Annotated in this window: 25 protein-coding genes and 1 pseudogene; 18 read left to right on the forward strand and 8 right to left on the reverse strand. The window is 59.0% G+C overall.

Features of this window, described 5'->3' with window-relative positions; all coding sequences use genetic code 11:
* Positions 1 to 8 precede the first annotated feature (8 nt).
* Positions 9 to 857, reverse strand: a complete 849-nt coding sequence (locus CAURI_RS04030) for a glutaminyl-peptide cyclotransferase (RefSeq protein ID WP_010187765.1) — start codon at positions 855 to 857, stop codon at positions 9 to 11.
* Positions 858 to 922: 65 nt separating this feature from the next.
* Between CAURI_RS04030 and CAURI_RS04035 the strand changes: the two genes are divergently transcribed.
* From CAURI_RS04035 to CAURI_RS04045, 3 genes are all read left to right on the forward strand, one after another.
* Positions 923 to 1,552 carry a DUF3027 domain-containing protein gene (locus CAURI_RS04035; RefSeq protein ID WP_010187764.1) on the forward strand — a complete coding sequence of 210 codons (630 nt, stop codon included), beginning with the start codon at positions 923 to 925 and terminating at the stop codon, positions 1,550 to 1,552.
* A 126-nt stretch (positions 1,553 to 1,678) separates the two neighbouring features.
* Positions 1,679 to 3,082 carry an NCS2 family permease gene (locus CAURI_RS04040; RefSeq protein WP_010187762.1) on the forward strand — a complete coding sequence of 468 codons (1,404 nt, stop codon included), beginning with the start codon at positions 1,679 to 1,681 and terminating at the stop codon, positions 3,080 to 3,082.
* A 44-nt stretch (positions 3,083 to 3,126) separates the two neighbouring features.
* Positions 3,127 to 3,948: a TrmH family RNA methyltransferase gene (locus tag CAURI_RS04045; protein WP_010187755.1), complete on the forward strand. Its 822-nt coding sequence runs from the start codon at positions 3,127 to 3,129 to the stop codon at positions 3,946 to 3,948.
* On the opposite strand, the gene CAURI_RS04050 is transcribed toward CAURI_RS04045, so the two are convergent.
* The 3 genes from CAURI_RS04050 to serC form a co-directional block, all read right to left on the reverse strand.
* Positions 3,900 to 4,730 (reverse strand): DUF6928 family protein, encoded by an 831-nt coding sequence (locus CAURI_RS04050; protein ID WP_010187740.1) that lies wholly within the window; start codon positions 4,728 to 4,730, stop codon positions 3,900 to 3,902. The genes CAURI_RS04045 and CAURI_RS04050 overlap by 49 nt on opposite strands.
* A 13-nt stretch (positions 4,731 to 4,743) precedes the next feature.
* Positions 4,744 to 5,913, reverse strand: coding sequence for a septation protein SepH (sepH, locus tag CAURI_RS04055; protein WP_010187739.1), 1,170 nt, complete (start codon positions 5,911 to 5,913; stop codon positions 4,744 to 4,746).
* Between the two features lie 154 nt (positions 5,914 to 6,067).
* A complete protein-coding gene (gene serC / locus CAURI_RS04060; protein WP_010187738.1) occupies positions 6,068 to 7,198 on the reverse strand; it encodes a phosphoserine transaminase in 1,131 nt (376 codons plus the stop codon).
* A gap of 151 nt (positions 7,199 to 7,349) precedes the next feature.
* On the opposite strand from serC, the gene CAURI_RS04065 reads away from it, so the two are divergent.
* The 6 genes from CAURI_RS04065 to CAURI_RS04090 all read left to right on the forward strand — a co-directional run bounded on the left by CAURI_RS04065 (position 7,350) and on the right by CAURI_RS04090 (position 13,694).
* Positions 7,350 to 8,642, forward strand: coding sequence for a citrate synthase (locus CAURI_RS04065; RefSeq protein WP_010187737.1), 1,293 nt, complete (start codon positions 7,350 to 7,352; stop codon positions 8,640 to 8,642).
* A gap of 172 nt (positions 8,643 to 8,814) precedes the next feature.
* A complete protein-coding gene (locus CAURI_RS04070; protein ID WP_010187736.1) occupies positions 8,815 to 9,171 on the forward strand; it encodes an FKBP-type peptidyl-prolyl cis-trans isomerase in 357 nt (118 codons plus the stop codon).
* 162 nt (positions 9,172 to 9,333) lie between these two features.
* Positions 9,334 to 10,191, forward strand: a complete 858-nt coding sequence (locus tag CAURI_RS04075) for an aldo/keto reductase (protein WP_012714923.1) — start codon at positions 9,334 to 9,336, stop codon at positions 10,189 to 10,191.
* Between the two features lie 436 nt (positions 10,192 to 10,627).
* The gene (locus CAURI_RS04080) at positions 10,628 to 10,972 is read left to right on the forward strand and encodes a DUF485 domain-containing protein (protein ID WP_010187733.1); all 345 of its coding nucleotides are present in this window, start codon (positions 10,628 to 10,630) and stop codon (positions 10,970 to 10,972) included.
* Positions 10,973 to 10,975: 3 nt separating this feature from the next.
* Positions 10,976 to 12,622, forward strand: coding sequence for a solute symporter family protein (locus tag CAURI_RS04085; RefSeq protein WP_010187729.1), 1,647 nt, complete (start codon positions 10,976 to 10,978; stop codon positions 12,620 to 12,622).
* A gap of 49 nt (positions 12,623 to 12,671) precedes the next feature.
* Entirely contained in the window at positions 12,672 to 13,694 is a 1,023-nt protein-coding gene (locus CAURI_RS04090; RefSeq protein ID WP_010187726.1) for a hypothetical protein, read from the forward strand.
* A 23-nt stretch (positions 13,695 to 13,717) separates the two neighbouring features.
* Here the strand turns inward: CAURI_RS04090 and CAURI_RS04095 are convergent, their stop codons facing one another.
* Positions 13,718 to 14,644: a DUF1906 domain-containing protein gene (locus tag CAURI_RS04095; protein WP_010187724.1), complete on the reverse strand. Its 927-nt coding sequence runs from the start codon at positions 14,642 to 14,644 to the stop codon at positions 13,718 to 13,720.
* A 143-nt stretch (positions 14,645 to 14,787) separates the two neighbouring features.
* Here CAURI_RS04095 and CAURI_RS04100 point away from each other — a divergent pair, with 143 nt between their 5' ends.
* The gene (locus CAURI_RS04100; RefSeq protein WP_236660840.1) at positions 14,788 to 15,771 is read left to right on the forward strand and encodes a hypothetical protein; all 984 of its coding nucleotides are present in this window, start codon (positions 14,788 to 14,790) and stop codon (positions 15,769 to 15,771) included.
* Positions 15,772 to 15,802: 31 nt separating this feature from the next.
* Here the strand turns inward: CAURI_RS04100 and CAURI_RS04105 are convergent, their stop codons facing one another.
* Positions 15,803 to 16,231, reverse strand: a complete 429-nt coding sequence (locus tag CAURI_RS04105; RefSeq protein WP_010187720.1) for an OsmC family protein — start codon at positions 16,229 to 16,231, stop codon at positions 15,803 to 15,805.
* A gap of 126 nt (positions 16,232 to 16,357) precedes the next feature.
* Between CAURI_RS04105 and CAURI_RS04110 the strand changes: the two genes are divergently transcribed.
* The 8 genes and pseudogenes from CAURI_RS04110 to CAURI_RS14015 all read left to right on the forward strand — a co-directional run bounded on the left by CAURI_RS04110 (position 16,358) and on the right by CAURI_RS14015 (position 22,619).
* Entirely contained in the window at positions 16,358 to 18,595 is a 2,238-nt protein-coding gene (locus tag CAURI_RS04110) for a LamG-like jellyroll fold domain-containing protein (RefSeq protein ID WP_010187719.1), read from the forward strand.
* A gap of 186 nt (positions 18,596 to 18,781) precedes the next feature.
* Positions 18,782 to 19,165: a TetR/AcrR family transcriptional regulator gene (locus CAURI_RS04115; RefSeq protein WP_157753239.1), complete on the forward strand. Its 384-nt coding sequence runs from the start codon at positions 18,782 to 18,784 to the stop codon at positions 19,163 to 19,165.
* Positions 19,166 to 19,176: 11 nt separating this feature from the next.
* Positions 19,177 to 19,533, forward strand: coding sequence for a hypothetical protein (locus CAURI_RS04120; protein WP_010187715.1), 357 nt, complete (start codon positions 19,177 to 19,179; stop codon positions 19,531 to 19,533).
* A 488-nt stretch (positions 19,534 to 20,021) separates the two neighbouring features.
* A pseudogene (locus CAURI_RS04130) lies at positions 20,022 to 21,215 on the forward strand (IS3 family transposase).
* Between the two features lie 48 nt (positions 21,216 to 21,263).
* Positions 21,264 to 21,440 carry a DUF2871 family protein gene (locus CAURI_RS04135; protein ID WP_012714927.1) on the forward strand — a complete coding sequence of 59 codons (177 nt, stop codon included), beginning with the start codon at positions 21,264 to 21,266 and terminating at the stop codon, positions 21,438 to 21,440.
* A 128-nt stretch (positions 21,441 to 21,568) separates the two neighbouring features.
* Positions 21,569 to 21,724, forward strand: a complete 156-nt coding sequence (locus CAURI_RS14095) for a hypothetical protein (RefSeq protein WP_236660880.1) — start codon at positions 21,569 to 21,571, stop codon at positions 21,722 to 21,724.
* A complete protein-coding gene (locus tag CAURI_RS14100) occupies positions 21,721 to 21,903 on the forward strand; it encodes a hypothetical protein (protein ID WP_241760821.1) in 183 nt (60 codons plus the stop codon). Before CAURI_RS14095 ends, CAURI_RS14100 begins: the two co-directional genes overlap by 4 nt.
* A gap of 482 nt (positions 21,904 to 22,385) precedes the next feature.
* Positions 22,386 to 22,619 (forward strand): hypothetical protein, encoded by a 234-nt coding sequence (locus CAURI_RS14015; protein ID WP_010187700.1) that lies wholly within the window; start codon positions 22,386 to 22,388, stop codon positions 22,617 to 22,619.
* A 145-nt stretch (positions 22,620 to 22,764) separates the two neighbouring features.
* Here the strand turns inward: CAURI_RS14015 and CAURI_RS04150 are convergent, their stop codons facing one another.
* Entirely contained in the window at positions 22,765 to 24,537 is a 1,773-nt protein-coding gene (locus CAURI_RS04150) for an ABC transporter ATP-binding protein (protein ID WP_029158873.1), read from the reverse strand.
* Positions 24,530 to 26,278, reverse strand: coding sequence for an ABC transporter ATP-binding protein (locus tag CAURI_RS04155; protein WP_012714929.1), 1,749 nt, complete (start codon positions 26,276 to 26,278; stop codon positions 24,530 to 24,532). Before CAURI_RS04155 ends, CAURI_RS04150 begins: the two co-directional genes overlap by 8 nt.
* Between the last annotated feature and the right edge of the window lie 4 nt (positions 26,279 to 26,282).

Raw genomic sequence — 26,282 nt, forward strand, 5'->3', positions numbered from 1 at the left:
AGAAAATCCTACTCGAAGCGCACCCGGTACAGCTCATCCCAGAGCTTGCCGGTGATCCAAAACTCGTCGGTGCCCGGGATTCGGGCAATGCCGTTGAGGACCGCGTTGGGATCTGCAGAGGGAACGTGGTTGAGGTTCGCAGTATCAATCACTGCGGTGACCACGCCGGATGCGGGATCGATGCGCAGGATATCCTCGCTCATCCAGACGTTGGCGTAGACCGCGCCATCAACGCACTCAAGCTCATTGAGATTATCCACGGGAGAGCCGTCGAGGGTGACCTCGGTGCGGGGACCGAGCTCTTCGAAAGTCTGGGGGTCGAGGTGGCGTAGCTCAGCGGAACCATCGGACATGATGAGCTCAGAACCAGCGTTGCACAAGCCCCAGCCTTCGCCGTCGTAGTGAACTCGCCGGAGCTCCTCAAAGGTGGTGGAGTCCCGCAGGAAGGCCGTGCCGGACTTCCACGTCAGCTGCCAGATGCCGGCGTCGGTTTGCGTGATGCCTTCGCCGAAGTATGTGTGCTCGAGCGTGGTTTCTTCCAGAGGGGTTTCTGTTCCCGGGTTGAAGCGCAGCAGGCGCGACTTGCCGTTAAGCCCGGTGCCGATCAACAGGTTGCCATCGGGGTCGACTTCTAGGCCCTGGGTGAAAGTATCGGCAGGCAGGGGTGCGGTGTCCAGGACGGTGACACCGAGGTGCTCTGGGGCGCTCGCGCTTGGCGACGTCCCACCCGCCGTAGACGAAGAAACATCCTCGTGTGCGGCTTGAGAGGAGCATGACGTTAAGGGTGCGAGCAGTGCAGCAGCGGAGAGGACGGCAGCAAGTGCGCGGAGGGCGCGGTCGGTGTGGAGGAGAGGCATGACTGTCATTGTGCACTATGGCGCGGTACGTGATTAATAATGGGAGAGTGACTCGCAAGAAAAAGATGCATTCCCCGCTTCTCGATTCGACCGCCGTCAACCTAGCGCGCCGGGCCGTGGAAGAGGTAGGTGAGGGGGACGTCGGCAAGCACCGCGGCGTTGCCGGTGTGGGCCGCAACGTGGCCACTCACCGTTTTGATGCGCACGTACCGGGCTATCCGGGGTGGGAGTGGCACGCCGTCGTTGCCTGTGCAGAAGGCTCGCGCATCCCAACCGTCAACGAGGTAGCCCTCGTCCCCGGCGGGCAGGCACTTCAAGCGCCGGAGTGGGTTCCTTATTCCGAGCGCCTGCGCCCAGGAGACCTGGGGCCGGGTGACCTCATGCCGCCCGCGCCCGATGACGACAGGCTGGACGAGGGGAAGCTCTCCCAGGTTGGTCTCACGGAGGCCAAGGAACGCTGGCGCAAGAAGTACGGGCCGAATTCGGATATGGCATCCCAAGCCCAGCTACAGTGCAAAACCTGCGCTTTCTATCTCGAGCTGCTGCCTAATTATGGTGTCTGTGCCAATGAATACTCCGCGGATGGAAAAGTGGTGCACGCCACCTACGGGTGTGGCGCGCATTCCGGCACGACCGTCCGTGAGGAGGGATCGGAGCAGGAGAGGCCCTTCGATGATGAGAGACCTATCTACTAAAGAGTGAGGTTTTCTTCCCGCGCGCAGCAGCAATGCCGCGTGCGGGTTTTGCGTTTTAGTGCCTCGATGGAGCACCCTTAGCAGGTAAAACTTCATTTCTCTAGATAGAAGGGGCGCTCTCTCACGATGAACGCAGCTATCGATCGCTATTTCAAGATTTCCGAACGCGGATCCACCGTAGGAACCGAGGTCCGCGCCGGCGTGGTCTCGTTCTTCGCGATGGCCTACATCATTCTCCTCAACCCTCTCATCCTGGGTACCTCCGCCGACTCCGCCGGTACCACCCTGGGCATCCCGCAGGTTGCTGCCGCCACCGCCCTGGTGGCTGGTGTCATGACCATCGCCTTCGGCATGATTGCGCGCTACCCGTTCGCCATGGCTGCGGGCTTGGGTATGAACACCTTCGTGGCCGTGACCATGGTTTCCCTCAACGGCCTGGAATGGCGCGAGGCCATGGGTCTCGTCATCATTGAAGGCCTCATCATCGTCCTGCTGGCCATCTCCGGTTTCCGCCAGGCGGTCTTTGACGCTATCCCCGCCTCGATGAAGGCCGCGATGGGCGTGGGTATTGGTATGTTCATCGCGCTCATCGGTTTCGTGGATGGTCACTTTGTTACCCGCGTGCCGGATGCTGCGATGACCACTGTTCCGGTGAGCCTGGGCGTTAACGGCTCGATCGCTACGTGGCCGGCCTTCGTCTTCGTCGTGGGCCTGATTCTCTCCGCCTTCTTCGTCATCCGTCGAGTACGCGGCGGCCTGTTCATCGGCATCGTCATCACCACCATCATCGCCATGATCATTCAGGCACTGACCGATTCCGAGGACTGGGGCATGGCCACCCCGGAGGTGCCCAGCTCACTGGGTGGTCTGCCGGATCTCTCGATTGTGGGCCAGGTCGATCCGATTAGCGCCTTTACCAAACTCGGCGTGGTTTCCACGGTCTTGCTGATCTTCACCCTGCTGCTCACCAACTTCTTCGATGCCATGGGCACCATGAACGGCTTGGGCAAGCAAGCAAACCTCGTGGACGAGAAGGGCAACCTTCCGAACATGAAGACCGCCCTGGTGGTTGAGGGCTTTGGCGCCGTTGCCGGTGGCGCCGGTTCGGTCTCCTCCAACACGGTGTTTGCGGATTCGGCGGCCGGCATTGGTGACGGTGCCCGCACCGGCCTGGCCAACGTGGTGACCGGTGTGATCTTCTTGCTGGCCATGTTCCTCACCCCGCTCTACGAGATCGTGCCCATTGAGGCAGCGGCCCCCGTCCTCGTCGTCGTGGGCGTGATGATGGCGGCACAGCTCAAGGACATCGAGTGGAACCGCATGGAGGAGGCCATTCCGGCCTTCCTCACCATCGTGGTCATGCCCTTTACCTACTCCATTGCTAACGGTATTGGTGTGGGCTTCATCGCTTATGCCCTGATGGCTACCTTTGCCGGCAAGGCCAAGAAGGTGCACTGGGTCATGTGGCTCGTGGCCGCCCTCTTCGTGGTCTACTTCGCCATGGAGCCCATCAGCTCGCTGCTGGCTTAGCCCGCCTGGGGAGAACACGTGGCCCTGTGCCTAAACTAGGGGCCATGCGTTTTGTCATCGATGACCCCACAGACCCTCGCCTGGACGATATCCGCGATCTCAAGCACGCGGACAAGTCCGGCGAGGGTTTCGTCTTTGGTGAGGGCCCACTGTGCGTGGAGCGCCTGCTGGCCTCACGATTCCCGGTGCGCTGCATCATCGGCTTTGAAGGAAAGCTCGACACTTTCCTAGCGAACCACGATGTTGGCGATATTCCCGTTTACCAGGTCACTCGAGCAACGTTGGGGGAGGTCACCGGTTTCGACATGCACCGCGGGCTGGTTGCCGCGGCCGACCGCGCAGAGGCCTGGACCGTGGATGAAGTCATTGAGGGCGCTCGCACCCTGGCCATCATGGAAGGTGTGGGTGATCATGAGAACATCGGCTCGCTCTTCCGCAACGCCGCGGGCATGGATGTCGACGGCATCCTCTTAGGCTCGGGTGCGGCGGATCCGCTCTACCGACGCTCGGTGCGTGTCTCTATGGGGCATGTCTTGCGCCTGCCCTGGGCGCGTTTCGACGGCGGCTTCACCACGTGGCAGCGGGGTCTAGAGCAGCTGCGTGAAAAGGGCTTCCGGCTGGTGTCGCTGACCCCGCATCCGGATGCTGTGCATATTGCCGACGCCCTCGAAGGCGCAGACAAGGTGGCCCTGCTGGTGGGTGCGGAGGGGCCAGGACTGACCGAGCATGCCATGCGTGCCACCAACGTGCGCGCCCGCATTCCCATGGCAGAGGGCACGGATTCCCTCAACGTAGCGACGTCGGCGGCCATTGCCTTCTACGAGCGCCAGCGCTCCCAGAGGCTCCGCGAGGTCGATACCGCGTAGCGGCGTACCAGCCCGCCTAGGTGCTTGGCGGTGCGGAGGATCTCTTCTCCGGTGGATTCCGGTTCGAGATCGTGCTCCTCGTAGTCGTCATAATCGTTGAGGCCAAGCTTCGCCACTGAGGTGGTGGCTACCTCGCCCACGCTTCGGCGGGGCGAGGGAGTATCGACCTTGGGCTCAGGGCGCCCGTCGGTGGCGTAGCCTACGACGTCCACGTCTGGGCCGTCCTCACCCACCTCAATGCCCAGCCAGAACTCCTGGGCGGCTTCGGTGATGGTGAGTGGCTCGAAAGGCAGGGAGATACCGCCCACGGGCTCATCCATCTCTCCGGCCCAGAAAGGGGCCTCAAAGGTTTCGGGCAAGCCATGATCCTCATAGAGGTTAAAGCGCGTTCCGCACAGGGAGCGTCGCAGGCGGCTGCCCGTCCAGTGCGCAAACCCGGCGTAGCCGGTCTCCGGATCGGAAGCGAACGCGTAAATCTCCGTGGCGGGCACGGCCTCGCGCAGGGTGCGGGAGAGCTGCGAGAGAATCAGCTGATCATCGTGGATGATGGTCTGCACGACGGTCACACCGGGATAGCCACCCACATAGAACTCGCTCGCGCCGGGCTCGGCGGAACGGTTGAGGGGGAATTGCCCGATGGGCGTGACGGGTAGAGAGGGATTGAGTTGAGCAAGGAACTTGCGGCCGAAGCCGCGGTCGGCCTTGGGCTCGCCGCGAAGAACCTCGGCGGGATCGGCGGCGGTGACGTACCAGAGAGTGAGAACGGCGCTTTGGGTATCCACGGCAGGTTACTCGCTAATTGCGGGGGCGCTTGGTAGAGGAGCGAACGCCGAGCAACACATCCTCCCAGTGCGGGGTGACGGCCTTACGGCGACGCTTGGTGGGCTTGGGCTCCGGATCCGGGTTCTGGAGGAAGTCCTCGTCCACTCCCGTTTCCTTCTCCTCCGACTGCTGCGCGGACTCTTCGGTAGCGGCGGACGCCTCCTCAGCATTTGCAGTGTCGGCCGGGTGCTCTCCGCCGTGCGGGGAGGGAAGCACGGAAGGTTCGGCATAACCGTCGGTATCTTCTCCTACGCCGGCGTAGGAGGACAGCTCCGTCACACCGGGGGCACCAGCGCGCGCGTCCTCGTTGACCTCTAGGTCCTCGGCGTAGTCACGGCCATCGATGGCTTCGTCGTAGCGCTCTCCGCGGCCTACGGAGGTCAGCGAACGCACTGGCTGTACGAAGTCCGGGTCGGTGAGGTCTGCGGCGACGGAATTGCGTGCTTCCACCGTGGCCGGCGAGGACATGGTCTGTTTGAAGGTCCACTCGGCCTCGTTGGCGGACAGCCCGGTCTTCCACGTGATGCGCAGGATCCACGGCTCGCCCTGGTGACGGTAGGCATCCCACGTGGCCTCCGACAGCGAGTGCCCGCGGGCGGCGAAGGCGGTGGCCAGAATCTCCCACAAGGTGAGCTTGGCCGGGCCATCCTCGCGGATGGGGTGCGCCTGCTTGGCGACGTCCGCGATTCGCGCCCTCTCCAAGAGCACCGGGTGCGCGAAAGGCTCGATGCGGGATTCCGGAACGTCGAGTTCCTCAGCGATCTCCGCGGCGGTTGCGCCGGCGCGGATGCGGGATTGAATCTCATTGGGGCGCAGGCGGATTTCTTGTGCCTGCGGTGTGGGCTGGCTCTGCGGGGAGGAAGGTGAGCCGCCAGAGGCAGGCATGACGGTGTGCAAGCCGGTGGAGCGCTCAGCCTGTGCAGACGCGGTGGAGGAATCTTCGGTTGCCGTGGTGGCGTCGTCCTCCTCCTGGGCGGCCGAGCCTTCCGCCGCGGTTTCGGACTCGGATTCGGCAGAGTCGGCGGGAGCGAAAAGCTCGCGAAGCTCGTCGGTGACTTCGAGGAAGAACTCCTCACCATCCTCAGCCCGGAGGACGAGCGAGGTGTCAGTTGAGTCGCTGGGTGCGAGGAAAATCTCGCGCATGATGGCGCTCCTTAGCCTGGTAGCGGACATGTGATGAAGTCCACTTTACCCAGAACATTCCCCGAACTCTGGCAAGAGCGCGGGGCATGTTGTACGCGGCAACAAATAAATGCAACAAATGTTGTTGTGCGGCTGAAGGAGCTTCGAGCGAAGCTTAGCGGTTGTCTAGGACGTAATCGATAGCCTTGATGAGCTTGGTGACGTCCGCCGAATCAATTGCCGGGAACAGGCCCACACGCAGCTGGTTGCGGCCTAGCTTGCGGTAGGGCTCGACGTCGAGAATGCCGTTGGCGCGCAGCGTTGCGGCGACCGCAGCGGCATCGACGCTGTCCTCGAAGTCAATGGTGCCGACCACCAGGGAGCGCTCGGAAGGCTCGGCCACAAAGGGGGTGGCCTCCGGGCGGGCCTCGGCCCAGTTGTAGAGGATGGAAGAGTTCTCTGTCGTGCGCTTGACCATCCCGTCGAGGCCGCCGTTGGCGTTCATCCACTGGACCTGGTTCTCCAGCATGAGCAGCGTGGCTACAGCCGGGGTGTTATAGGTCTGGTTCTTGCGGGAGTTGTCCACTGCAGTCTGCAGGTTGAGGAAGGCCGGGATGAAACGATCGGAGGAGTTGATCTTCTCGATGCGCTCCAGGGCTGCCGGGGACATTGCTGCCAGCCACAGGCCGCCGTCGGAAGCGAAGCACTTCTGTGGGGAGAAGTAGTAGACGTCAGCATCGGGCATATCTACCGGCAGGCCGCCGGCACCCGAGGTGGCGTCGATGACGACGAGCTGCTCTGCGTTATCCGGATGAGGGCGGGTTACCGGAACCATAGCGCCGGTGGAGGTTTCATTGTGGGCCCAAGCGATGATGTCGGCGCCTTCGGCGTCGGCGGCCTTCGGGTCTGGGGCGGTGCCGACCTCTGCTTCGGTGACGAGCGGGGCGTCGAGCCACGGGGCGGCGGCAGCGGATTTAGCAAATTTAGAGGAGAATTCGCCGAAGCTCAGGTGGGCGGATTTTTTCTCGATCAGGCCGAAGGTTGCTGCGTCCCAGAAAGCGGTAGCGCCGCCGAGGGAGAGAACGATTTCATAGCCCTCTGGCAGGGAAAATAGCTCAGAAAGCCCCTCGCGAATGGAGCCGACGAGGTTCTTGACGGCGGGCTTGCGGTGCGAGGTGCCAATGATGGTGTCGGCACCGGCGGTGATTGCCTCAATTTGGGCGGGGCGGACCTTGGAGGGGCCGCAGCCAAAACGGCCGTCGGAAGGGAGGATATCTGCTGGCAGGACGAGTTCTGAGTTGCTCATGTGGGCAGTGTAGCCTAATTTCGTTCGCGCACTAGATACTTTGCCAGGATTGCCAATGTTGGCAGAGTCACAAGTTTTGCTACAGTGTGAAGAGGTTTAGATCTGTCGCGCCGGCTTTGGTCGGCGTTGAACATTGAGGAAAGGAAAACACGTGGCTTCTGAAAAGAACAAGGTTGTACTGCAGTACCCCGGCGGCGAGTACGAGATGGACATTAAGCAGTCCACGGAGGGTGACTCCGGCTTCGATATTGGCAAGCTCCGTAACGAGACTGGCTTGGTGACCTTCGACCCGGGTTATGCAGCGACCGGTTCCACCGAGTCCAAGATCACCTTTATTAATGGTGAGGAAGGCATTCTCCGCCACCGTGGTTATGACATCGCGGATTTGGCTGAGAACGCCACCTTTAACGAGGTGTCCTACCTGCTGATTAAGGGCCACCTGCCGACTGAGGACGAGCTGTCGAAGTTCAACACTGAGATTCGCCACCACACTCTCTTGGATGAGGACTTTAAGGCCGCCTTCAACATCTTCCCGCGCGATGCGCACCCGATGGCCGTGCTGGCCTCCTCCCTTAACATTCTCTCCGCTTACTACCAGGATCAGCTCAACCCACTGGATGAGGAGCAGCTGGACAAGGCTACTGTCCGCCTGCTGGCTAAGGTCCCGATGCTGGCCGCTTATGCCTACCGTGCGTCGCAGGGCAAGCCTTATATGTACCCGGATAACAAGCTCAACGCGCGCGAGAACTTCCTGCGCATGATGTTTGGTTACCCGACTGAGGAGTACGAGGTTGACCCTGTTGTGGCCAAGGCTCTGGACAAGCTCCTCATCCTCCACGCTGACCACGAGCAGAACTGCTCCACCTCCACCGTCCGCATGATCGGCTCTGCGCAGGCCAACCTGTTCGTTGCCATCGCCGGTGGCATCAACGCACTGTCTGGCCCGCTGCACGGTGGCGCTAACCAGGCCGTTCTGGAGATGCTTGAGGATATCCAGAACAACCACGGTGGTGACGCTACCGACTTCATGAACCGCGTGAAGAACAAGGAAAAGGGCGTTCGCCTCATGGGCTTCGGCCACCGCGTGTACAAGAACTACGACCCGCGCGCGGCCATCGTCAAGGACACTGCTCACGAGATCATCGATCACCTGGGCGGCGACCCGATGCTGGATCTGGCCATGAAGCTCGAGGAGATTGCGCTGAACGACGACTACTTCGTCTCCCGCAAGCTCTATCCGAACGTCGACTTCTACACCGGCTTGATCTACCGCGCCATGGGCTTCCCGACGGACTTCTTCACCGTCCTCTTCGCCATCGGCCGCCTGCCGGGCTGGATTGCTCAGTACCGCGAGCAGCTTGAGCTCAACACCAAGATCAACCGTCCGCGCCAGATTTACACCGGCGAGACCCTGCGTAAGGTCACCCCGCGTAGCGAGCGCTAAACAGTAACCTCAGCGGCGGTCTTCCACAGGCTGCCGTGGCTTAGCGTATAGCCCATACGCTGCATTTCTAGGGCCGAGCCCCACATCTCCGCTTATACTGGAGGGCGTTGTGGCTCGGCCTACGTGTATGCGGCCAGCAAAGAAGAAAGTAATCCAAGGAGGATAATCCCCAATGGAAAAGCCCGTAATTGAGCCGGCAACGGAGCCTGCTCCCCAGGACCTTGTCATCGAAGACATTGTGGTGGGTGACGGCGCCGAAGCCCAGCCGGGCGGCTTCGTTGAGGTCCACTACGTTGGTGTTGACTATGAGACGAACCAGGAATTCGACTCTTCGTGGGGTCGTGGCCAGTCCATCGAGTTCCCGCTGACTGGTCTCATCGCCGGCTGGCAGGAAGGAATCCCGGGTATGAAGGTGGGCGGTCGCCGCAAGCTGGTCATCCCGCCGGAGAAGGCTTATGGCCCGGCTGGTGGTGCGCACCCGCTGTCTGGTCGCACGCTGACCTTCGTTATCGATCTCATCCGCGCCTAGGCGAGAAGGGCTAAGCACCCCTTTTTATCTCCTTGAACGACGCCCTGACCGGCCGTGCACTAGAGCACGGTACACATTGGTGAGGGCGTTTCGCGCGTTTTGTCTGGGCTGAAGGATTCGTGCTGCCCTTTTCCACCACGCAGGGCGCGGGAGTGCGGCACAATGGAGGACATGAGTGTCCCACAAACTACGTTCAATGATGACCGCGAGATGCCGCTGCTGGGTCTCGGCACCTACAAGATGCACGGGGAGGAGCTTGTCCGCTCCGTGCGTGAAGCCATCGACCTGGGCTACCGCCACTTCGATACTGCCACCCTCTACGAGAATGAAGAAGAGCTAGGCCAAGCGCTCAACGCCGCTATGAAGGCTGGCGACGTGACCCGTGATGAGCTCTTTATTACCAGCAAGGTCTGGCACGACCACCACGGCAAGGACAAAGTGGGCCAAGCCTTCCGTGAGTCCCTGGACAAGCTGCAGCTGGATTACCTCGACCTCTACCTGATTCACTGGCCCTGGCCGCAAGGCAGGCTGTACGTGGAAACCTTCGAGGAGATTGCTCGCATGCAGGGCATGGGACAGATTGCATCGATTGGCGTGGCCAACTTTTATGAGGAAACTCTGCAAACCCTGATCGATGAGACTGGTATTGTTCCGGTCCTCAATCAGGTTGAGCTGCATCCGGGCTTTACACAGCCGGAGCTGCGTCAGTTCCACGATAGCCATGGCATCGTGACGGAGGCGTGGTCGCCGTTGGCCCGCGGCATTATCCTCAACAACCCAGAGGTAATGGCCGTGGCCGAGAAGCACGATATTACTGCTGGCCAAGCTGTTCTGGCATACCTGTTGAGCAAGGGGATTTCGGTCATCCCGAAGTCCAGCCGCCGCGAGCGCTTGGAAGAGAACTTCGCTGCTGCGGAGGTTGAGCTCACTGCAGAGGATTTTGCGGCTCTCGACGCGCTTGATGGCAAGGAAGGGTTTGGCCGCATGTTCAAGGACCCGCGTGAATTCCCTGGCGACTAAAGCTTGAACACTTAGGGGGCGCGTGAAGTGCCCGTGAGCGATGGAGCCCGTCTTCCACACCGTGCTCTTTCTTCCTGCAACGTTTGGGGAGAAGGGTGGGGTGCTGAAGGCGGGCTTTGTTGTGTTCCTGGGGAGGTGGGAAACGCCAGGGGAGGGCAGTGAAGATCTGTTAAAAACTCTGCGAAGTTTCGGTTTGCTAAATTAGATTCTCACTTTGAATTCTCCTGTGGGGGTGTTAGCGGCGAGCTGAAAATGCCTTGTAGATGCAGGGGGAGGGGGTAGTAAAAGTGTGTGTTATTAACTTTTCTTGGCAGGATTTACAACCTTGCAAGAGTGGTTAGGTAACTTACTGTGCAAGGCAAAACGTGATTGAAGACACTACCTTTTGTCTCTCACCGCGGTTTGTGGAGAAAAGACCCTTTGTAAGGAGAGCGACATGACTGACGCACCTGCTTCGATTAACTCGCGCCGCGAACCATCGCCGCAAGAGTTCGTCGAGATGCGTGATAGCTCGCAGTTTTCTAAGCTGCGCGGCACATACCGCAAGTTCACCTTCCCCATGACTGTGGCGTTCTTTGTGTGGTACGTCCTCTACGTGCTGGCCGCCGTTTTTGCGCCAGACTTCATGGCTATTGAATTTGGGGGAGGCTGGAACGTCGGCCTCATCTTCGGCCTGGCCCAGTTCCTGACCACCTTCATCATCACGTATATCTACGTCAATTACGCCAATAAGAACATCGAGCCGCAGGCAGCGGCCATTCGGCAGGAACTGGAGGGCTAAACCATGCAGAACATTACCTTGGCCGCAGCGGAATCCTCCGCCGGCAACCCGATTCTGAATATTGCGGTCTTCGCCGCCTTCCTTATCGTCACGATGTACGTGGTGCTTCGCGCCGGTAAGTCCACCAAGGAAGCTTCTGATTTCTACACCGGTGGCGGTAGCTTCTCCGGCCGCCAGAACGGCCTGGCTATCTCCGGTGACTACCTGTCCGCCGCATCCTTCCTGGGCATCGTGGGTGCCGTCGCACTCAATGGCTACGATGGCTTCCTTTACTCGGTGGGCTTCTTCGTCGCCTGGCTCGTTGCGCTGATGCTCGTCGCCGAGCCGATGCGTAACGTCGGCCGTTTCACCATGGCGGACGTGCTGTCCTTCCGTCTCAAGCAGCGCCCGGTGCGCGTGGCGGCCGCGATCTCGACCCTGTTCGTCTCGCTGTTCTACCTCATCGCGCAGATGGCCGGCGCCGGCTCCCTGGTTGCCGTGCTGCTGGATATTCACGAGTTCAAGTGGCAGGCCGTTGTCGTCGGCATCGTGGGCATCCTCATGATCGTCTACGTCCTTGTCGGCGGCATGAAGGGTACGACCTACGTGCAGATGATTAAGGCCGTGCTTCTGGTTACCGGTGTGGTCATCATGTGCATCCTGACCTTCGTCATGCTGAAGGGCGGCTTCAGCTCGCTCTTTACTCAGGCCATTGATATGCATGCCAACTCCGCGGCTATCAAGGAGGGTGGCTATGAGGCCTCCCAGATTATGGAGCCGGGTCTGAAGTATGGCAAGAACCTCACCACCAAGCTGGACTTCATCTCGCTGGGTATTGCCCTTGTGCTCGGTGTTGGTGGCCTGCCGCACGTTCTCATGCGCTTCTACACGGTGCCGACCGCTACCGAAGCTCGCCGCTCCGTTACCTGGGCGATTGTCATCATCGGTGCCTTCTATCTCATGACTCTGGTTCTGGGCTACGGCGCTGCCGCCCTGGTTGGCCCGGACCGCATCCTTGCCGCACCGGGTGGTGCTAATTCCGCAGCACCGCTCCTGGCGCTGGAAATCGGTGGTTCCATCTTTATGGCGGTTATTTCCGCAGTGGCCTTCGCTACCGTTCTGGCTGTTGTCGCCGGCCTCGCCATCACCGCCTCGGCGTCCATCGCGCACGACATTTACCACTCCGTCATCCGCAACGGTGAGTCCACCGAGGCTGAGCAGGTTCGCGTTTCCCAGATCACCGTGGTCGTCCTGGGCATTGTCTCCATCATCCTGGGCATTCTGGCCATGACCCAGAACGTGGCCTTCCTGGTCTCACTGGCCTTTGCCGTGGCTGCCTCCGCCAACCTGCCGACCATCCTGTACTCCCTCTACTGGCGTCGATTCAACACCGCGGGTGCTGTGGCGTCGATGTACACCGGTGTTATCTCCTGCTTGGTGCTCATCTTCCTGTCCCCGGCAGTCTCCGGTACCCCGACCTCGATGTTCCCGAACGCTGACTGGTCCATCTTCCCGCTGTCCTCCCCGGGTCTGGTCACCATCCCGCTGGCCTTCTTCGCTGGCTGGATCGTCTCCATCATGACCCCGCCGGACAACCTGGAAGAGCTGTCCGCCGAGATGGAGGTTCGCTCCCTGACCGGCGTGGGTGTTGAGGCTCCAGTGGATCACTAAAACGCCTCAATCACACCGTTTCAGGCGGTAGAGGGTAGAATCAAACATCGTGTTTTACTCTCAGCCTTCTCACAGGGCGGCGTCAGCGCGAGCTGGCGCCGCCCTTCTGGCGTGCGTACTCGGTGCAGCCTCACTAGTTGCGTGCTCGCCAGCGCACGAAGAAGACTCCACGGCTGGCGGTTCAGCGCAGACCAGCGCGCGCAAACCCGGTCCCATCACGCATAGGAAGGGGCAGCTGCAGCTGGCCGCTGTCCCGGACTCAGTAGGTCAGTTCCTCAAGGGCGATGAGTCCAAGGCCATCACGTATTACCGCATTGAGACGGGCATGCACATGGGCTCGGCCACTGAACACCAGCCGCGCTATGCGTTGAGCCTGATCAAGCTCTACATAGCAACCTACGTGCTGGAACGCGGGTCCTTTGAGGACAAGTACGTAGCGCTGGATATGATTGCTGATTCTTCCGACGAGAGTGCTGCAAAACTCTTTGAGAAGTACCCGCGATCCATCGATGTCATCGCTAAGGAATATGGCTTGGAGTCCACGTCTGCAGGGGAGGACTGGGGACATTCCATGACCTCGACCTATGACGTGGTGCGGTTCATTGTTCAGCTCATGGAGGATGATCCGACGCACCCCGTGTTGGTGGCGATGTCCCATGCCGATGCCGTATCGGCCGACGGATATGAACAGAATTATGGCACCGCGAAGCTGAGTGACGTCGTGGGCTCCAAGTGGGGATGGTCGGACAGTAAGGACCGCCATTCCTCGGTATCTTTTGGGGAGAACTTCGTTGTAGCTGCGTCCATCGAAGGCAGCGCTCAGGAGCTCACGTCCTATGTGCGCAAGGAAATCACCGGTAAGAACCTGGTGAAGGGCAACAACCTGAACAAGGAGGCGCTGGCTAATCCCGGTGCTGTTGCCACGCGCTTGACGACGTCCAGCGCTGCGCCCACTGCGACCTCCACGACGGCGACGTCGGCTGCCGCGACTTCTTCGGAGCCGTCTTCCTCTGCGCCGTCCTCTCAGACAACGCCGAGAACGTCGGCCTCGAAGACCCCCGGGGCGCGCTAGAAGATCGCGCCCCGGGACGGCTATTAGCCCATGGACTTGCGCACGGTGTTGAGGATATCCACCGCACCGTGCACCTGGTCATTGCTAATGGAAGAACCAGCAATGGTGATGCCATCACTGCTCACGCTGGAGCCGCGACCAGTGGGATCCGGCAGGGTGATGTTGGGCAGCGGGATGTTGTCAGGCACGGTCGGGATGTCCTTGACCTTGGGCGACGTCACCGCGCCTTGGCCCGGGGTCCACTGGCCCCAGTCGTTTGCGTAGACGGTGTTGATATCGCAGGTCACGCCGTCGATGGTGGCTTGGTTCTTGGCTTTTTGGTGGATGGTGGTGCGCGGGTGAATCTTGCCGCCCGAGCCCCAATCGTGCATCCAGTAGAACTGGCCAATGCGGTCGTTGACGCACCAGTCGATGACGTTGTAATTGCCGTACACGCCGGTCTGGTAGCCGGCAGCGCTCAGCGCCGTCGAGAAGGCCTTGAGGTAAGGGCGGATTTGGTTCTCATACTGGGCGCGGGTGGGGTTGTCATCGATCGCGATGTAGATCGGGCGGCCCGTCGGCCCGCCCGCAGCCTTGTGAATAGCGATGGCCTGCGGGGCGTGGACGGCGGCACCTGCCGCACCGTTGAGCCAGTCGGCGGTGTCGGCGCGGCCAAACTGGTAAATGGAGGCGGTCTTCAGACCGACTGCGGCGTTGGCCTTCGTCTCCGCCAACGTGACGGGCTTGCCCTTCATCCAGTCAGCGCCCGGGCGGCGCTGGGAAACATAGCGGATGGCGCCGAGGTGGCCTGCGGCCTTGATTGCGCGCGCAGAAGGGACTCCCGCGGAGAAGTCAATGATGGTGCCTAAGGCCGGGCCCACGGCGAGCGCAGCGGGTGCGTGGCTGCCGATAGCACCGGCGGTCAGCGCGAGGGCGCCGGCCTTGATGAGCGAGCGGCGGGACAGGGACATAATGGAGTTCTCCTAAAGGGCTGAATGCAACGATGCAGGCGAGGGTAAAGAAAGTATCTGGGATAACTTTAGTCACTATGGTCTAAAATTTCACCACGGAGCCCCAAAGCGACGGAGGGATAAGTATGGCTGAAGAGCTGAGAATGCGTTTCATTCAGGGAGACAGCGTTTTCCGGCTGAACCACCAGCAGTTCAGCGATGCTGAGGTGCAGGCGGTGCTTCGCGGCTACATCGAGAACTGTCGGCGGAACTCTCAGTGGATCCTCGATACCCGAGAAGAAGGAAACACCCTCGTGGTGGAGCATCTTTTCCCCGTGGAAGAGTTCATCGAGGCGAATAATGACCGCTTGCATATCGATGAGGCGTTCGTCGAGTCGCTGCCCCTGGCGTACCCGATCGTGTTTGAGATCCGCTCTGGTTACCTGCGCGTCCACAAGCCGCTGGCAAATGAATACGGCGCTCTCCTGTCAGATTTCATTCGTGGCCTCTGGGAACTATTGCTGCAAGGGCAGGTGAAATACCTGTGGGACCACGGCTTTGCACAGTGCGGTGGGGTGGGAACGATTCAGCTCAACGCCTATGGTCTGCTGGAGCCGGACGAGCCGCTCATTGGATTCTACCGCGTAGACGTCGACATGCAGCACGAGGCCTGGGTGTATATCACCCCGCAAGGGCTCATTCTGGTTTTTGACGATGGAGACGTCCTTGCCTTCGACAAGGTGGACATGCGCAATCCCTCGATTCCCTCTGGAGTCTTTAGTTTCAGCATGATCAAGGTCGATGTACTTCGGGCCGGAGGCAACCAGACCGTCAGAACCGCATTGAGCCCAAAGGACCTCGGGGAACTGGACCAGGCGCGGGCCGATATCCGCACGATGTTGTCCTCGCCGCATCAGGGGCAGCCGCGCCGCATGGTGGATCCGAACCCGCTTTCTTGGCTCGTGGTGGAAGGCGAAGAGCTGGGGTATATGGCGCAGGCGGATCTGGAGCGCTACCGCCGCCGGCGCAGCGATGCTGGGCGCAATCCCTTCGGGGATGGCTCCGACACTATGCAGCAAGCCATGGGCAACCCCTTCGCCGAATTGTGGGAGGAGAACCCCTCGCGCAAGGACAACCCTTTCGCTTAAAGGGCTCTCCAGGCGTTTAAGGCGTGCAGCCTTAGGGCTGAGTCGTGCGGAACGTGACGTTGGTGGGGTTTTCTACCGTGCGGGACACGGTGCAGTCCTTCTCATGGGAGATGCGCACGAGGCGTTCCACCATGGACTGGGCCTGGCGGCCGGCGTCGGTATCGGGGAAGCGGAGGGAGAATTCCACGTTGACGTCGCTAAGCCTGGAGGCGCCGTCCTCGTTGACGCGGGTGCCTTCCACGTGGACGCCGAAAAGCTCCGGCTCCGTACGCCGGGAGGTGACCACGTCGACGTCCACGGCCGAGCAGCCCGCCACGGCGGCAAGGAGTAACTCAACCGGGCTCAGCAGTCCCTCGCCCTGGCCAAACTCGAGGCTGGCTCCTGCAGCATTCGTAGCTCGGTAGTGGCCGGTATCTACGCGAGTGACGTCGACGTCATACTTCTTCGTGATGTTGCTCATGAGCGTTCATCCTAGCGGCGAGAAATCATTTAAACGCGCGTTCACGCAGTAGTTACGTGAGCGCAAGCTGTGGAGAATAACTTTCTTATGTCTCTTTTGGCTTTATTCACTGTGATTGGAAGATCTATGACTTCTCGCCGCCTGCTCGGCACCCTGGTTACCGCTTCGGTGGCCGGTACGTTCCTCGTTGCCCCTGCTTCTGCCGATGAGTCGGGGGAAGGCCTAGGTTCGCGCTTCAGCATCGGTGTGCTGCCGGATACTCAGTTCTATTCCCGTTATTCCACCCCGGAGACCGGCAACCTGGCCCAGGCGCGCTACGGCAGCGAGCCTTTCAAAGTGCAGACCGAGTGGCTGGTGAAGAACCAGGACGCGCTCAACATGGACTTCGCTACGCACCTTGGTGACGTGGTGGACCAGGCGGACGTTGAAGGGGAGTGGAAGGTCGCCGACGAGGCCATCAAGGTCCTCGATGATTCCAACCTCAACTACTCCATCCTGCCGGGCAACCACGACATGGCCCAGGACGGCTCAGCACACCCGTTCAATGACTACTTCAGCGCCGAGCGCGCCAAGGCCGCCAACCCGGACACCTTCCAGGAGCGCCACACTGCGGTCAATAGCGATTCTGAGTATCACATTTTTGAAGCTGAGGGCCAGAAGTACCTGGTTCTGGCGCTGGGCTGGCGCGCGGACGATACGGCGCTGGAGTGGGCGCAGGGCGTTCTCGATGCGCACCCAGACCTCCCGGTCATCCTCACCAGCCACGAGGTGCTCAACATCGATGGCGCCGGTGAGGTCTTCTACTCCGATGACTACGGCCAGGGTCTGTGGGACAAGTTCATTAAGAAGAACGACCAGATTTTCCTCACCATGGGCGGCCACCACCACGGCGCGGGCTACCGCGTGGACAAGAACGATGCGGGCCACGACGTCATCGGCATCTTGCAGGATTATCAGATGGCCTATCAGGGCGGCAATGGCTTGCTCGGCGTGCTGGAGTTTGACCTCTCCGGCAACGAACTGGAGATGACCGCCCTGTCTCCGTGGGTGGCGCAGAAGCCGGCGGAGGAGCTCACGCAGTTCGACAAGCTCATCCTCGACGGCACGGGCGATAGCTACCATGTGCCGCTGAACTTCAAGGAGCGCTTCGCTGGCTTTGCTCCGGAGTGGACCATCGGTGATGAGAATGACCCAGACTTGGGGCAGAAGGCCCGCGACATCGCTGAGGAAGGCTACACCCCGTACACCATTCCGCAGGACCAGCTTCCGGAGGGCCCGAATGACTTTGTGAAGGCTGATGAGACCGTCTTCCACTGGCGCCCGGGCCAGACCAAGAACAAGGACGGCAAGCAGCTTGGCGACGGCGCCGTGGCCACCGAAGGTGCCATCATTCCGGATGCCTTCGGTTCCGACGGTGCCGGTGACCTCGTTCGCGAAGGTGGCCCTTCCAACCTGGGGGAGCGCATCACTTACACCAAGGATCACCACCCGCTGTCCTCTGATTCCGGCTCCCTCTACTGGTCCGACCCAGCCGGCAAGGCTGCGATGGCGGAGTTCCGATCCAAGGAAGGCGCTGAGATCAACAAGGTCGATACCTCCGCGGGCTACACCTTCGAGTCCTTCGTGAAGATTCCGAAGGATTTCAACGGCTCTGAGCACGGCTGGGGGAGTGCGCTTTCCCGTGACTCCAGCATCGCTGAGCTTGTCGACGGCTCTGATGACACCGACCCCACCGTCATGTTCGGCATCTCCAACCTGCGTGAGCTGCGCTGGTGGGCGGAGCCCAAGGAAGGCGAAGGCTCTACCGTTTGGTCCCACGAGGTTCCCACCGATGAGTGGATGCACATCGCCGTGGTGAACAAGTCGAATTCCGACACCGTAGAGATGTTCATCAACGGTGCTCCCATCCTGCGCAACGCCAAGGGCGCTGAGGGTCTCCTGCCGCGCGACCTGCAGTGGGTCATGGGCGCTGGTTTTGATAACCGCAAGCCGCAGGACCCGTGGTACGGCTGGATTGGTGAGACCCGCTTGACCCAGGGTGTTCTGGACTCCGACGAGTGGCTCACCGCCCGCCCTGCCGTGAAGGATGAGGAGCCGTCCTCTTCCGCGACCACCTCCCCGTCTGAGTCGACTACCGAGCCGAGCACGCCCGCTAAGCCGACCAACACGAAGGAGCCTTCCGCCAGCGATATTGGCCAGGCCTTCTTCGCTGGCTCCAGCCGTGGCGCGAAGATTATCCTCCCCATCGTCGCCGTCATCGCAGCCGTCGGCGGCGCCGCCTACGCCCTTATCCCGACCATCAACCGACTCTTCGGCCTCAACATCCCGCAGCCGAAGCTGCCGAAGATTCCGGGCCTGAACTAGTCCCGTACACCTTCCGTCCCCCGCTTCGCACTGAGACGGGGGATTTTTGCTGCTCGGCACGACCCGATTTCGGCCCCTGATTGTTAGAAATATGGCTAGTTGTTAGAAATGTGGCTTGAGTGAATCGGCTTCGCAGTGTAGTCGAAGCTAATCCAGTTATGGACAAACTATTCTGGAATGAGTAGTATGAAACTCATGGGACGGCCTCGTAAATTCAATGAAAAAGAAGTTCTCTCTGGCGCGATCACGTTGTTTGGAAGGAGCGGATTCAATGCAGTGTCAGTGGACGTGGTGGTCAATCAACTGGGGCTTAACCGGTCCAGCTTCTACAACCTCTATGGCTCAAAGCATGGATTGTTTCGTGCTGCGGCAGAAACCGTGTGTGCTGAAGCTGAAGGCGGCCGAGTATCGGATGCTGCAAAGGACTTCGTGGTGGTGGCACTGGTTGAGGTGGCGCCAGTCAGTAAAGATTTACGCGAGCTTATTCAGCGAGCTTGTGAACTGTGCTTCGACAGTTCAGAAGCGCTAGGGAAGCACGTGCTGGCCCGTGCACAAGAAACCGAACACTAAGGAGAACCATCATGAACAACAAACTCACTCTGACAGATGCTGAGCTCATCGTCGAACCTCTCGGGCTAGACAAGCTTTGGTCTCTGACCGGCAGCATCACGATTCCGTGGGAGCATGTGCGCGGCGCTACTCATGACCCCGGCATGAAGCACGAACCAAAAGGTTTCCGTGCGCCGGGGCTGCGCAGTGGACAGAAGCTAGCGGGCACCTTCCACGCGGATGGTGGCCGACAATTCTGGAACGTCAGCGGCTATGAGAATGCCGTTGTCATTGAGCTCAAGGAAGAGCACTTCGATCGGCTCATCGTGTCCTTGGATAACCCGGCTGAATGTGTAGCGCGCATCAACGAAAAGGCTCAGGCCGCCTGAGCCTGACGTGAGCCAGCGCCAGAACCTGATGTCATTCACAGTAAAAAGCGTGTGAAAACCGCGGCGGCGAGTTTTCGTCCATTATTTACCGTGAATGACACGTTTAGGCTGAACGGCTCTCGGTTCTGGAGTTAAAGTGCCCCAGGTTTTGTCCTATCTACTCGGACGGAACAAAACCTGGGACACCTCAGTCCTTGGATGTTGAGGGTGTGGCTGGTGCGTCGGCCGGCGGGGTCGGTGAGCCAGTCGGCGGGGGTTGTTGCAACTGTTGGAGGATGATAACCAACTCTATTTGTAGACCTCGGCTAAGTGTTTTGCGTTTGCCGTTGTTGCCAGATATCAAGAAGTTGGGTTTCGGAGTAGGCGAATTCGGGGTCGATGCTGGTGACGGCGTGGGTGAGTCCTGTGGTGCTTACGGACCTGACCCCTGTTTGGTAGACACCTGATATCCAGCCCGGTTGGGTTGGGAAGAAAGGTAATCTACCACCATGCCTAGGTACTCCGAACAGTTCAAACGTGATGCTGTGGCCCTCTACGAAAACAATGAGGACCTCTCACTTCACGCGGCTTCAGCAGAGCTTGGAGTCAATCGCTCCTCACTTTATTCCTGGCTTAAGCAGTACGGCACCGGCAAACGTGCCCGCACGAAGACCATGCGTGACAAGGCTCAGGCGACGACTGATTCTGAACGGATCCGCCAGCTAGAAAAAGAAAACGCAAAGCTGCGCGAAGAACGCGACATCCTGCGCAAGGCCGCGAAATATTTTGCCGAAGAGACACGCTGGTAATCCGCTTCCAGTTTGTCGATGACCACCGAACCGAATACTCGGCTCACACGGATGTGCCACGTGCTAAAGCTCAATCGCTCCTCGTTCTACAAATGGGTCAACACCCGCCAAGAACGCAGGTTAAAGACGTGTTCTGATGCCCTTATTGGTGCGAGAATCAAGACCATCTTCGATAATGAGCACGGGCTTTATGGTGCTAAACGCATTGCTGCAAGCCTCAACGACGATACGGGCTTTCCTCCGATCAATCACAAGAAGGTCGCACGCATCATGAAATCCATGGGGCTGAAAGGCTTTACTAAACGGCGTCGATGTATCACCACCAGGCGCAAGCCTGGCCGTCGAGTCATGCCAGATTTAGTAGGCCGCAGATTCACCGCTGACAGGCCGAACCAGGTCTATGTAGGCGATATCACCTACCTGCCGTGTAAGGGCGGCAAGAACATGTACCTGGCCACGGTCGTCGACGTCTACTCGCGCAAACTTGTCGGACATGCACTCGCCGATCACATGCGGGTATCACTGGTTATCGAAGCTTTATCTCATGCAAGGAAAGTCCGTGGAAGCCTTAAAGGGGCAATTTTCCATTCTGATCATGGCAGTGTGTACACCTCACAAGCATTTAGGGACCACTGCACCCAGCTTGGTGTTCGCCAATCCATGGGAGCAGTGGGAACGAGTGCCGATAATGCCCTGGCAGAATCATTTAACGCCACCCTAAAGCGTGAAGTTCTGCGTGATCGGAAAGTCTTTGACAATCCCATCATCTGCCGCCAAGAAGTCTTCCGATGGTGCATGCGCTACAACACGCGCAGACGACACTCCTGGTGCAACCTTCTAGCCCCCGATGACTTCGAAGAACTCACATCAGCTACACTGACCCAAGCAGCATAGCTAACCCCCGACGTGTCTACCTTCCGGGGGTCAGGCCCTACCGTTGGAATGCAAATTTCACACGGCATTTTGACGGTGCTGGGCAAGGAATCCAACGAGATTTCTAGCATTGCCGGTTTGAGCCACATCTTTATCACGGTGGGGCTGACGGTCTTTCTCGTGAATTTGGGCTGGGCCATCAAGGAACCAGATGCAGGCAGCGCCAATGCTTCGGTGAACGCCTAACTATGAGCGAGCGCAGCGCTCAAGAACGCTCAAGAAAACGTCACGGCGCCTACTCGCCGCGATTGGATGAGCCTGGCGGTTCTTTCCGTTGGACTGGGCGTCATTGTCCTAGATGCACTATCGTCGGCGTGGCATTGCCCTCGAACATCACTGACCTGCAGCTCAACCTGACGCAGGCGCAGTGGGTCAACAGCCTCTATGCGGTGCTACTGGCGGAGCTGCTCTGCGACGGGGCAAGATTGCGGATACCTGGGGACGCAAGCGAGCCTTCCTCACCGGCCTGACAATATTCGTGGCAGGCAGCGTATTGGCGGGATTTCCTACCTCGGCCGCCACGTGGATCTCCGCGCGCGCAGTACAGGCAATCGGTGCTGCGTTCATCATGCCTTCCACGCTTTCCACGGGTAAACCGTATTCCGCGGCAAATACCGCGCAGCAGCCTTTGGTGTGTGGGGCGCGGTGATTTCCGGTGCGGCAGCGGTCGGACCGCTTGCCGGTGGTGCACTGACGGAATGGGTGTCCTGGTATTCGCGATTATCGAGGGCCCGACCTAGGCTGGTGGGAGCCCCAATCCTCATTCAGCTTCTTTGGCTGGACCTGGTTCGAAAACGCGGCTATTTCACCGGTTCCGCTAGGGCGCACGATTTCGGCCGTGGGCTTCGCGCTGTTAATCAGGTTGGAAAAGCACCGCGAGCGGGGTCACCGCTCGGCGCTGTTGTATCTTGAATTGTTTTCTTATTCCACGTTCTCGTGGGGCAATATCACCGCTGGTGCGGTAGCAATCGGCGAGTTTGCCATCATCTTCGTGTTGCCGCTGTACCTGATTAATACGTTGGACCTCTGCACGATGTTGTCTGGCCTGGTGCTGGCAGCCATGGCAATCGGTGCATTCTTCTCCGTTGCAGCAGCCCCCACGTCGCGGCACGGTACGGGGCGCCTGGCACCGTGCTCATTGGGCTCGGCTTGGAAGCCGTCGGCGTCCTTATCCTCGTCCTGCTTATGGGGCCGGATACGAATGGTTGGATCATCGCCGCGCCGCTGACCCTGTACGGCTTGGGCCTGGGGTTCGCCTCCGCGCAGCTGACTGGCACGATGCTGCGGGATACTCCCGTCGATGACTCCGGGCAAGCCTCCGCAACGCAAACCACCGTGCGCCTGGGGCAGTGGTGTAGGCCTTAAGAGAAGGCATGGCCAACGCCGCGCAGTGGTCGCTCGTAGCCGCTACCGCATTCTTCGCTCTGAGCTTTGTCGGTGCACTTAGGGTGCTCCGTGCTGCGGGGGGAGAAGGGTGCCCCCGCAAACAACGCCGATCTCGGTGCCCGCGTTAATCGCGTCCCGAACTGATTTTCCACCCGCGTGCTGCTTTGCGTTGCTGCCAGAAGTGACGGTAGATACCGGGGACATCGGAAAGCTCAGAATGCGTGCCCAGCTGGCTGACTTGCCCGTGTTCATCCAAGACTACGATTTGATCAGCAGATTTGATTGTATCCAGCTTATGGGCGATGACAATAAAAGTAGATTGCTCCCGTAGCTCGTCCATCGCAGCAAGAATGTTTGCCTCATTTTCTGCATCGAGCGCGGAGGTAGCCTCATCAAAGAGTACAATCGGCGCTTGCTTGAGAAGCGCGCGAGCTACAGATACGCGCTGGCGTTCACCACCGGATAGAAGCCGACCGCCTTCACCAACAGGAGTATGCCACCCTAGGCGGTTGGCAATAGAAGTCACGCCTGAAAGATCAGCTGCGCGGAAGACTTCCTCATCGGAGGCGTCGGGACGACCAACGCGGATATTAGCGATTAACGAGTCGTCGAAGAGGTAGACATCCTGAAAAACCATGGACAGTCTGGACATTAACTGTTCGGTTCCAAGCTCGCGGATATCTACGCCGTCAACCATCACCGCCCCGGAATCTACATCCCAGAATCGCGAAATAAGGCGCGCAATTGTGGTCTTTCCGGAGCCAGAAGGACCGACAATGGCGGTAACGGTGCCTGGTCGAGCATGGAAAGCGATATCTACCAATACTGGTTTATCGCCGTATCCAAACGTGACATTACGCAGCTCTACACTTCCCGAACCATCGCCTGGGCGCGGAGTAGTGGGTTCCGGTAGGGAAGGGGCATCGGTGATGAGCTCAGTTTCTGTGAGCGCGATACGGCCGGCATCTAAACCGACGAAAGAAGAACCCAGCTGCTCAAGCGTGCGGGTAAACCTCAAGCTGATTCCGATGATCGCAATTGTTTCTAGTGGCGATAGGGCGCCTTCAACGGCAAGATCCGCGGAGACCATAATGAGAGCCACAATGAAGATCTGCACTACTATGCCGTTGAGTAGCAAAGCTAATGTGGATACCCATAGCTCGCGTATTCGTGCTTTATGGTCGATTTCTAGCGCTTGCTCTAGTGGCGCAAAAACTTGTGATTGTCCTGCCGCGCGCAGGGCTGGTTGACGGTTAGCAAATTCTACGATGCGCTGGGAGAGCTCTTTACTCGGCCCCAGTGCGCGGTTCGATGCTTTCTCACGAATCCATGCAGCCAACTGCATCACCACGAGCGCCAATGGTGCGATGATAAGAAGGACCAAGCCCAGCTTCGGGTTCCAGAAACACGCTCCTACTAACAAGGTGACAAGTGCCGCGCTATCGCGGTATATCGTTCCTTGAATATGCGCAATGGTCTCGGCCGCCACCATAAAGCGATCTGAAACGAGGCGAGATAGGCCGCCGGTATTAGCCGGTACGAACCAGCCGAGCGGTAGCGTTGCTAATTTATCGCCCACAGTCGTGTGCGCGGCTCGGATGAAATCCAAGGCCGTGTGGTAAGAGGCCATGGTTGCGAAAAATCGTAGCGCAAAAGCTACGAGCGCAATTGCCAAAAGCGTCCACATCCATGGTGCGATCGTCGTATCCCCATCGAGTGCCTTTGTAAGTGGCACGAGCGTGAGAACGGCGAGGCCATCAAGCACGCCAACGATAAGCGATAGACAAGCATACCTTTTATTGAGCTTATGGCCTACAGGACTTTGCAGCTTTTTGACACTGCGAGTGAGTAGCGGATCACGAAGACGCGAACTAACAGGCGTAGTGGCATTAGACATGAGAATTATCCTTCATAGGCTTGAGGCAGATTATTTGGTCTGCTCCTTGGATGGACTCCGGCTTGTGGGCGATGACTAAGACGGTCTTGCCTCTGACGAGTGTGGCTAGAGCTGCTTGAATTTCTGCTTCGCAGTCAGGATCAGTTGCCGCAGTAGCTTCATCCAGGATCAAGATTGGGGCATTGGTAATGATTGCCCGGGCAATAGAAATGCGTTGCTGTTGTCCACCGGATAAAGAGGTGTCCTCACCAACAACGGTGTCGAGCCCAGCCGGTAAAGCGCGAATATCAGCAGCTATGTGCGCAGCCTCTGCGGCTTGCCAGATCTCTTCATCGCGGGCTTCTGGGCGTGCAAGGCGAATGTTTTCCCGAATACTCATACGCAGTAAGTGAGGATCTTGTAAGACGAAAGCCACAGTGCGGTACAAACTGTCGAAAGTGAGATCACGGATATCCACGTTGTTGATAGTGATTGTGCCCGAATCTGGATCCTGGAAACGCGCCAACATCGTTGCTGCTGTGGATTTGCCAGACCCGGAGGGGCCAATCAATGCCGTGACAGTGCCTGCATTTAGTTGCGCAGAAAAGTCTTGGAGGACTGGTGTGTCTGGGGCGTAGCTAAAGCTGACCTTATGGAACTCCACCTCCATGTCTTGACTATTGGCGTCGAGGCTCTTTTGGCCTTCTTTCACATGGGAAATTGTCATGACTTCATCAAGGCGCAACGCCGCATTGCCAGCGAGCTGGTAAGACCACATCATTTGGCCGACGGTTTGAATCGTGCCCGGGAGCACCAGCGCAATTAACGTTGTTGCGATGACTTCAGCGACCGTGACATAGCCACCAGCTATCAGCAGGGAACCGACTCCTAGATTGATAAGGATGAGGACAGGAACCGCCACCACAGACTCTGAGATTGCGGAAACACGCAGAAGCGGACGTACCCACTCGTAATAGAATTCCGCGAATTTTTGGGCAGCTTCGCGATATCGAGCGTGGGCTTTGCCAACGGTGCCGAAAGCCTTGACGACGGAAATACCTTCGGAGAACTCCACCGCAGTCGCAGAGACCTCACCCAGATAATTATCCATTTCCGCAGTTTTTGTGCCCATATCTTTCATTGAATATGCTTGGATTGCTAGGAAAATGGGCACAGTGGCAATAGAAAGTAGACCAAGGCGCCAATCCAAGATAAAGGCATAAACCAGAAGCGCGAGGGGCGTAAAGATCGCGGCGACCTTCTCTACAGGAGCATGGGCTGTCAGGGTGTGCAGAGTTAACGTATCGTCCTCGACGGCTTTGCGGACTTTGCCGGAATTAGTCTGGCTAAACCACGAGAGTGGTGCTTTCGCAATAGCGGTAATAATTCGGCGCCGGTTAATCCCCACCAACTTTGCATCAGCGAAGTGGGTGATTGCAAGGGCAAGGAAATAGAAGAATAGCTGGCCCAAAAATGCAGCAAGTAGCCATTTCACAATGGACGCGACGTCATCAGTATTGCCGTCGATTAGAGCATTTCCCAGTGCCACCAACGCGACGTAGGGTGCTACGGCGAGTACCGAGGATATAAGCGCGAGAAACTGTGCGAAGTAGATGGTTGTTTGCACTGGGGCCAGTAGTTTTTTTAGAGCGACCTGGCCGGCTTTTAGTTTTGCGCGAGCCTCTTCTTCCGGTGACGCACCGTGTGATTCTGGTGCGTGGGTTCCGCTTGATTCTGTGGAACTTTGTTTTAGTTCAGACATTTCT

This window comes from Corynebacterium aurimucosum ATCC 700975, assembly GCF_000022905.1.
Classification (GTDB): domain Bacteria; phylum Actinomycetota; class Actinomycetes; order Mycobacteriales; family Mycobacteriaceae; genus Corynebacterium; species Corynebacterium aurimucosum_F.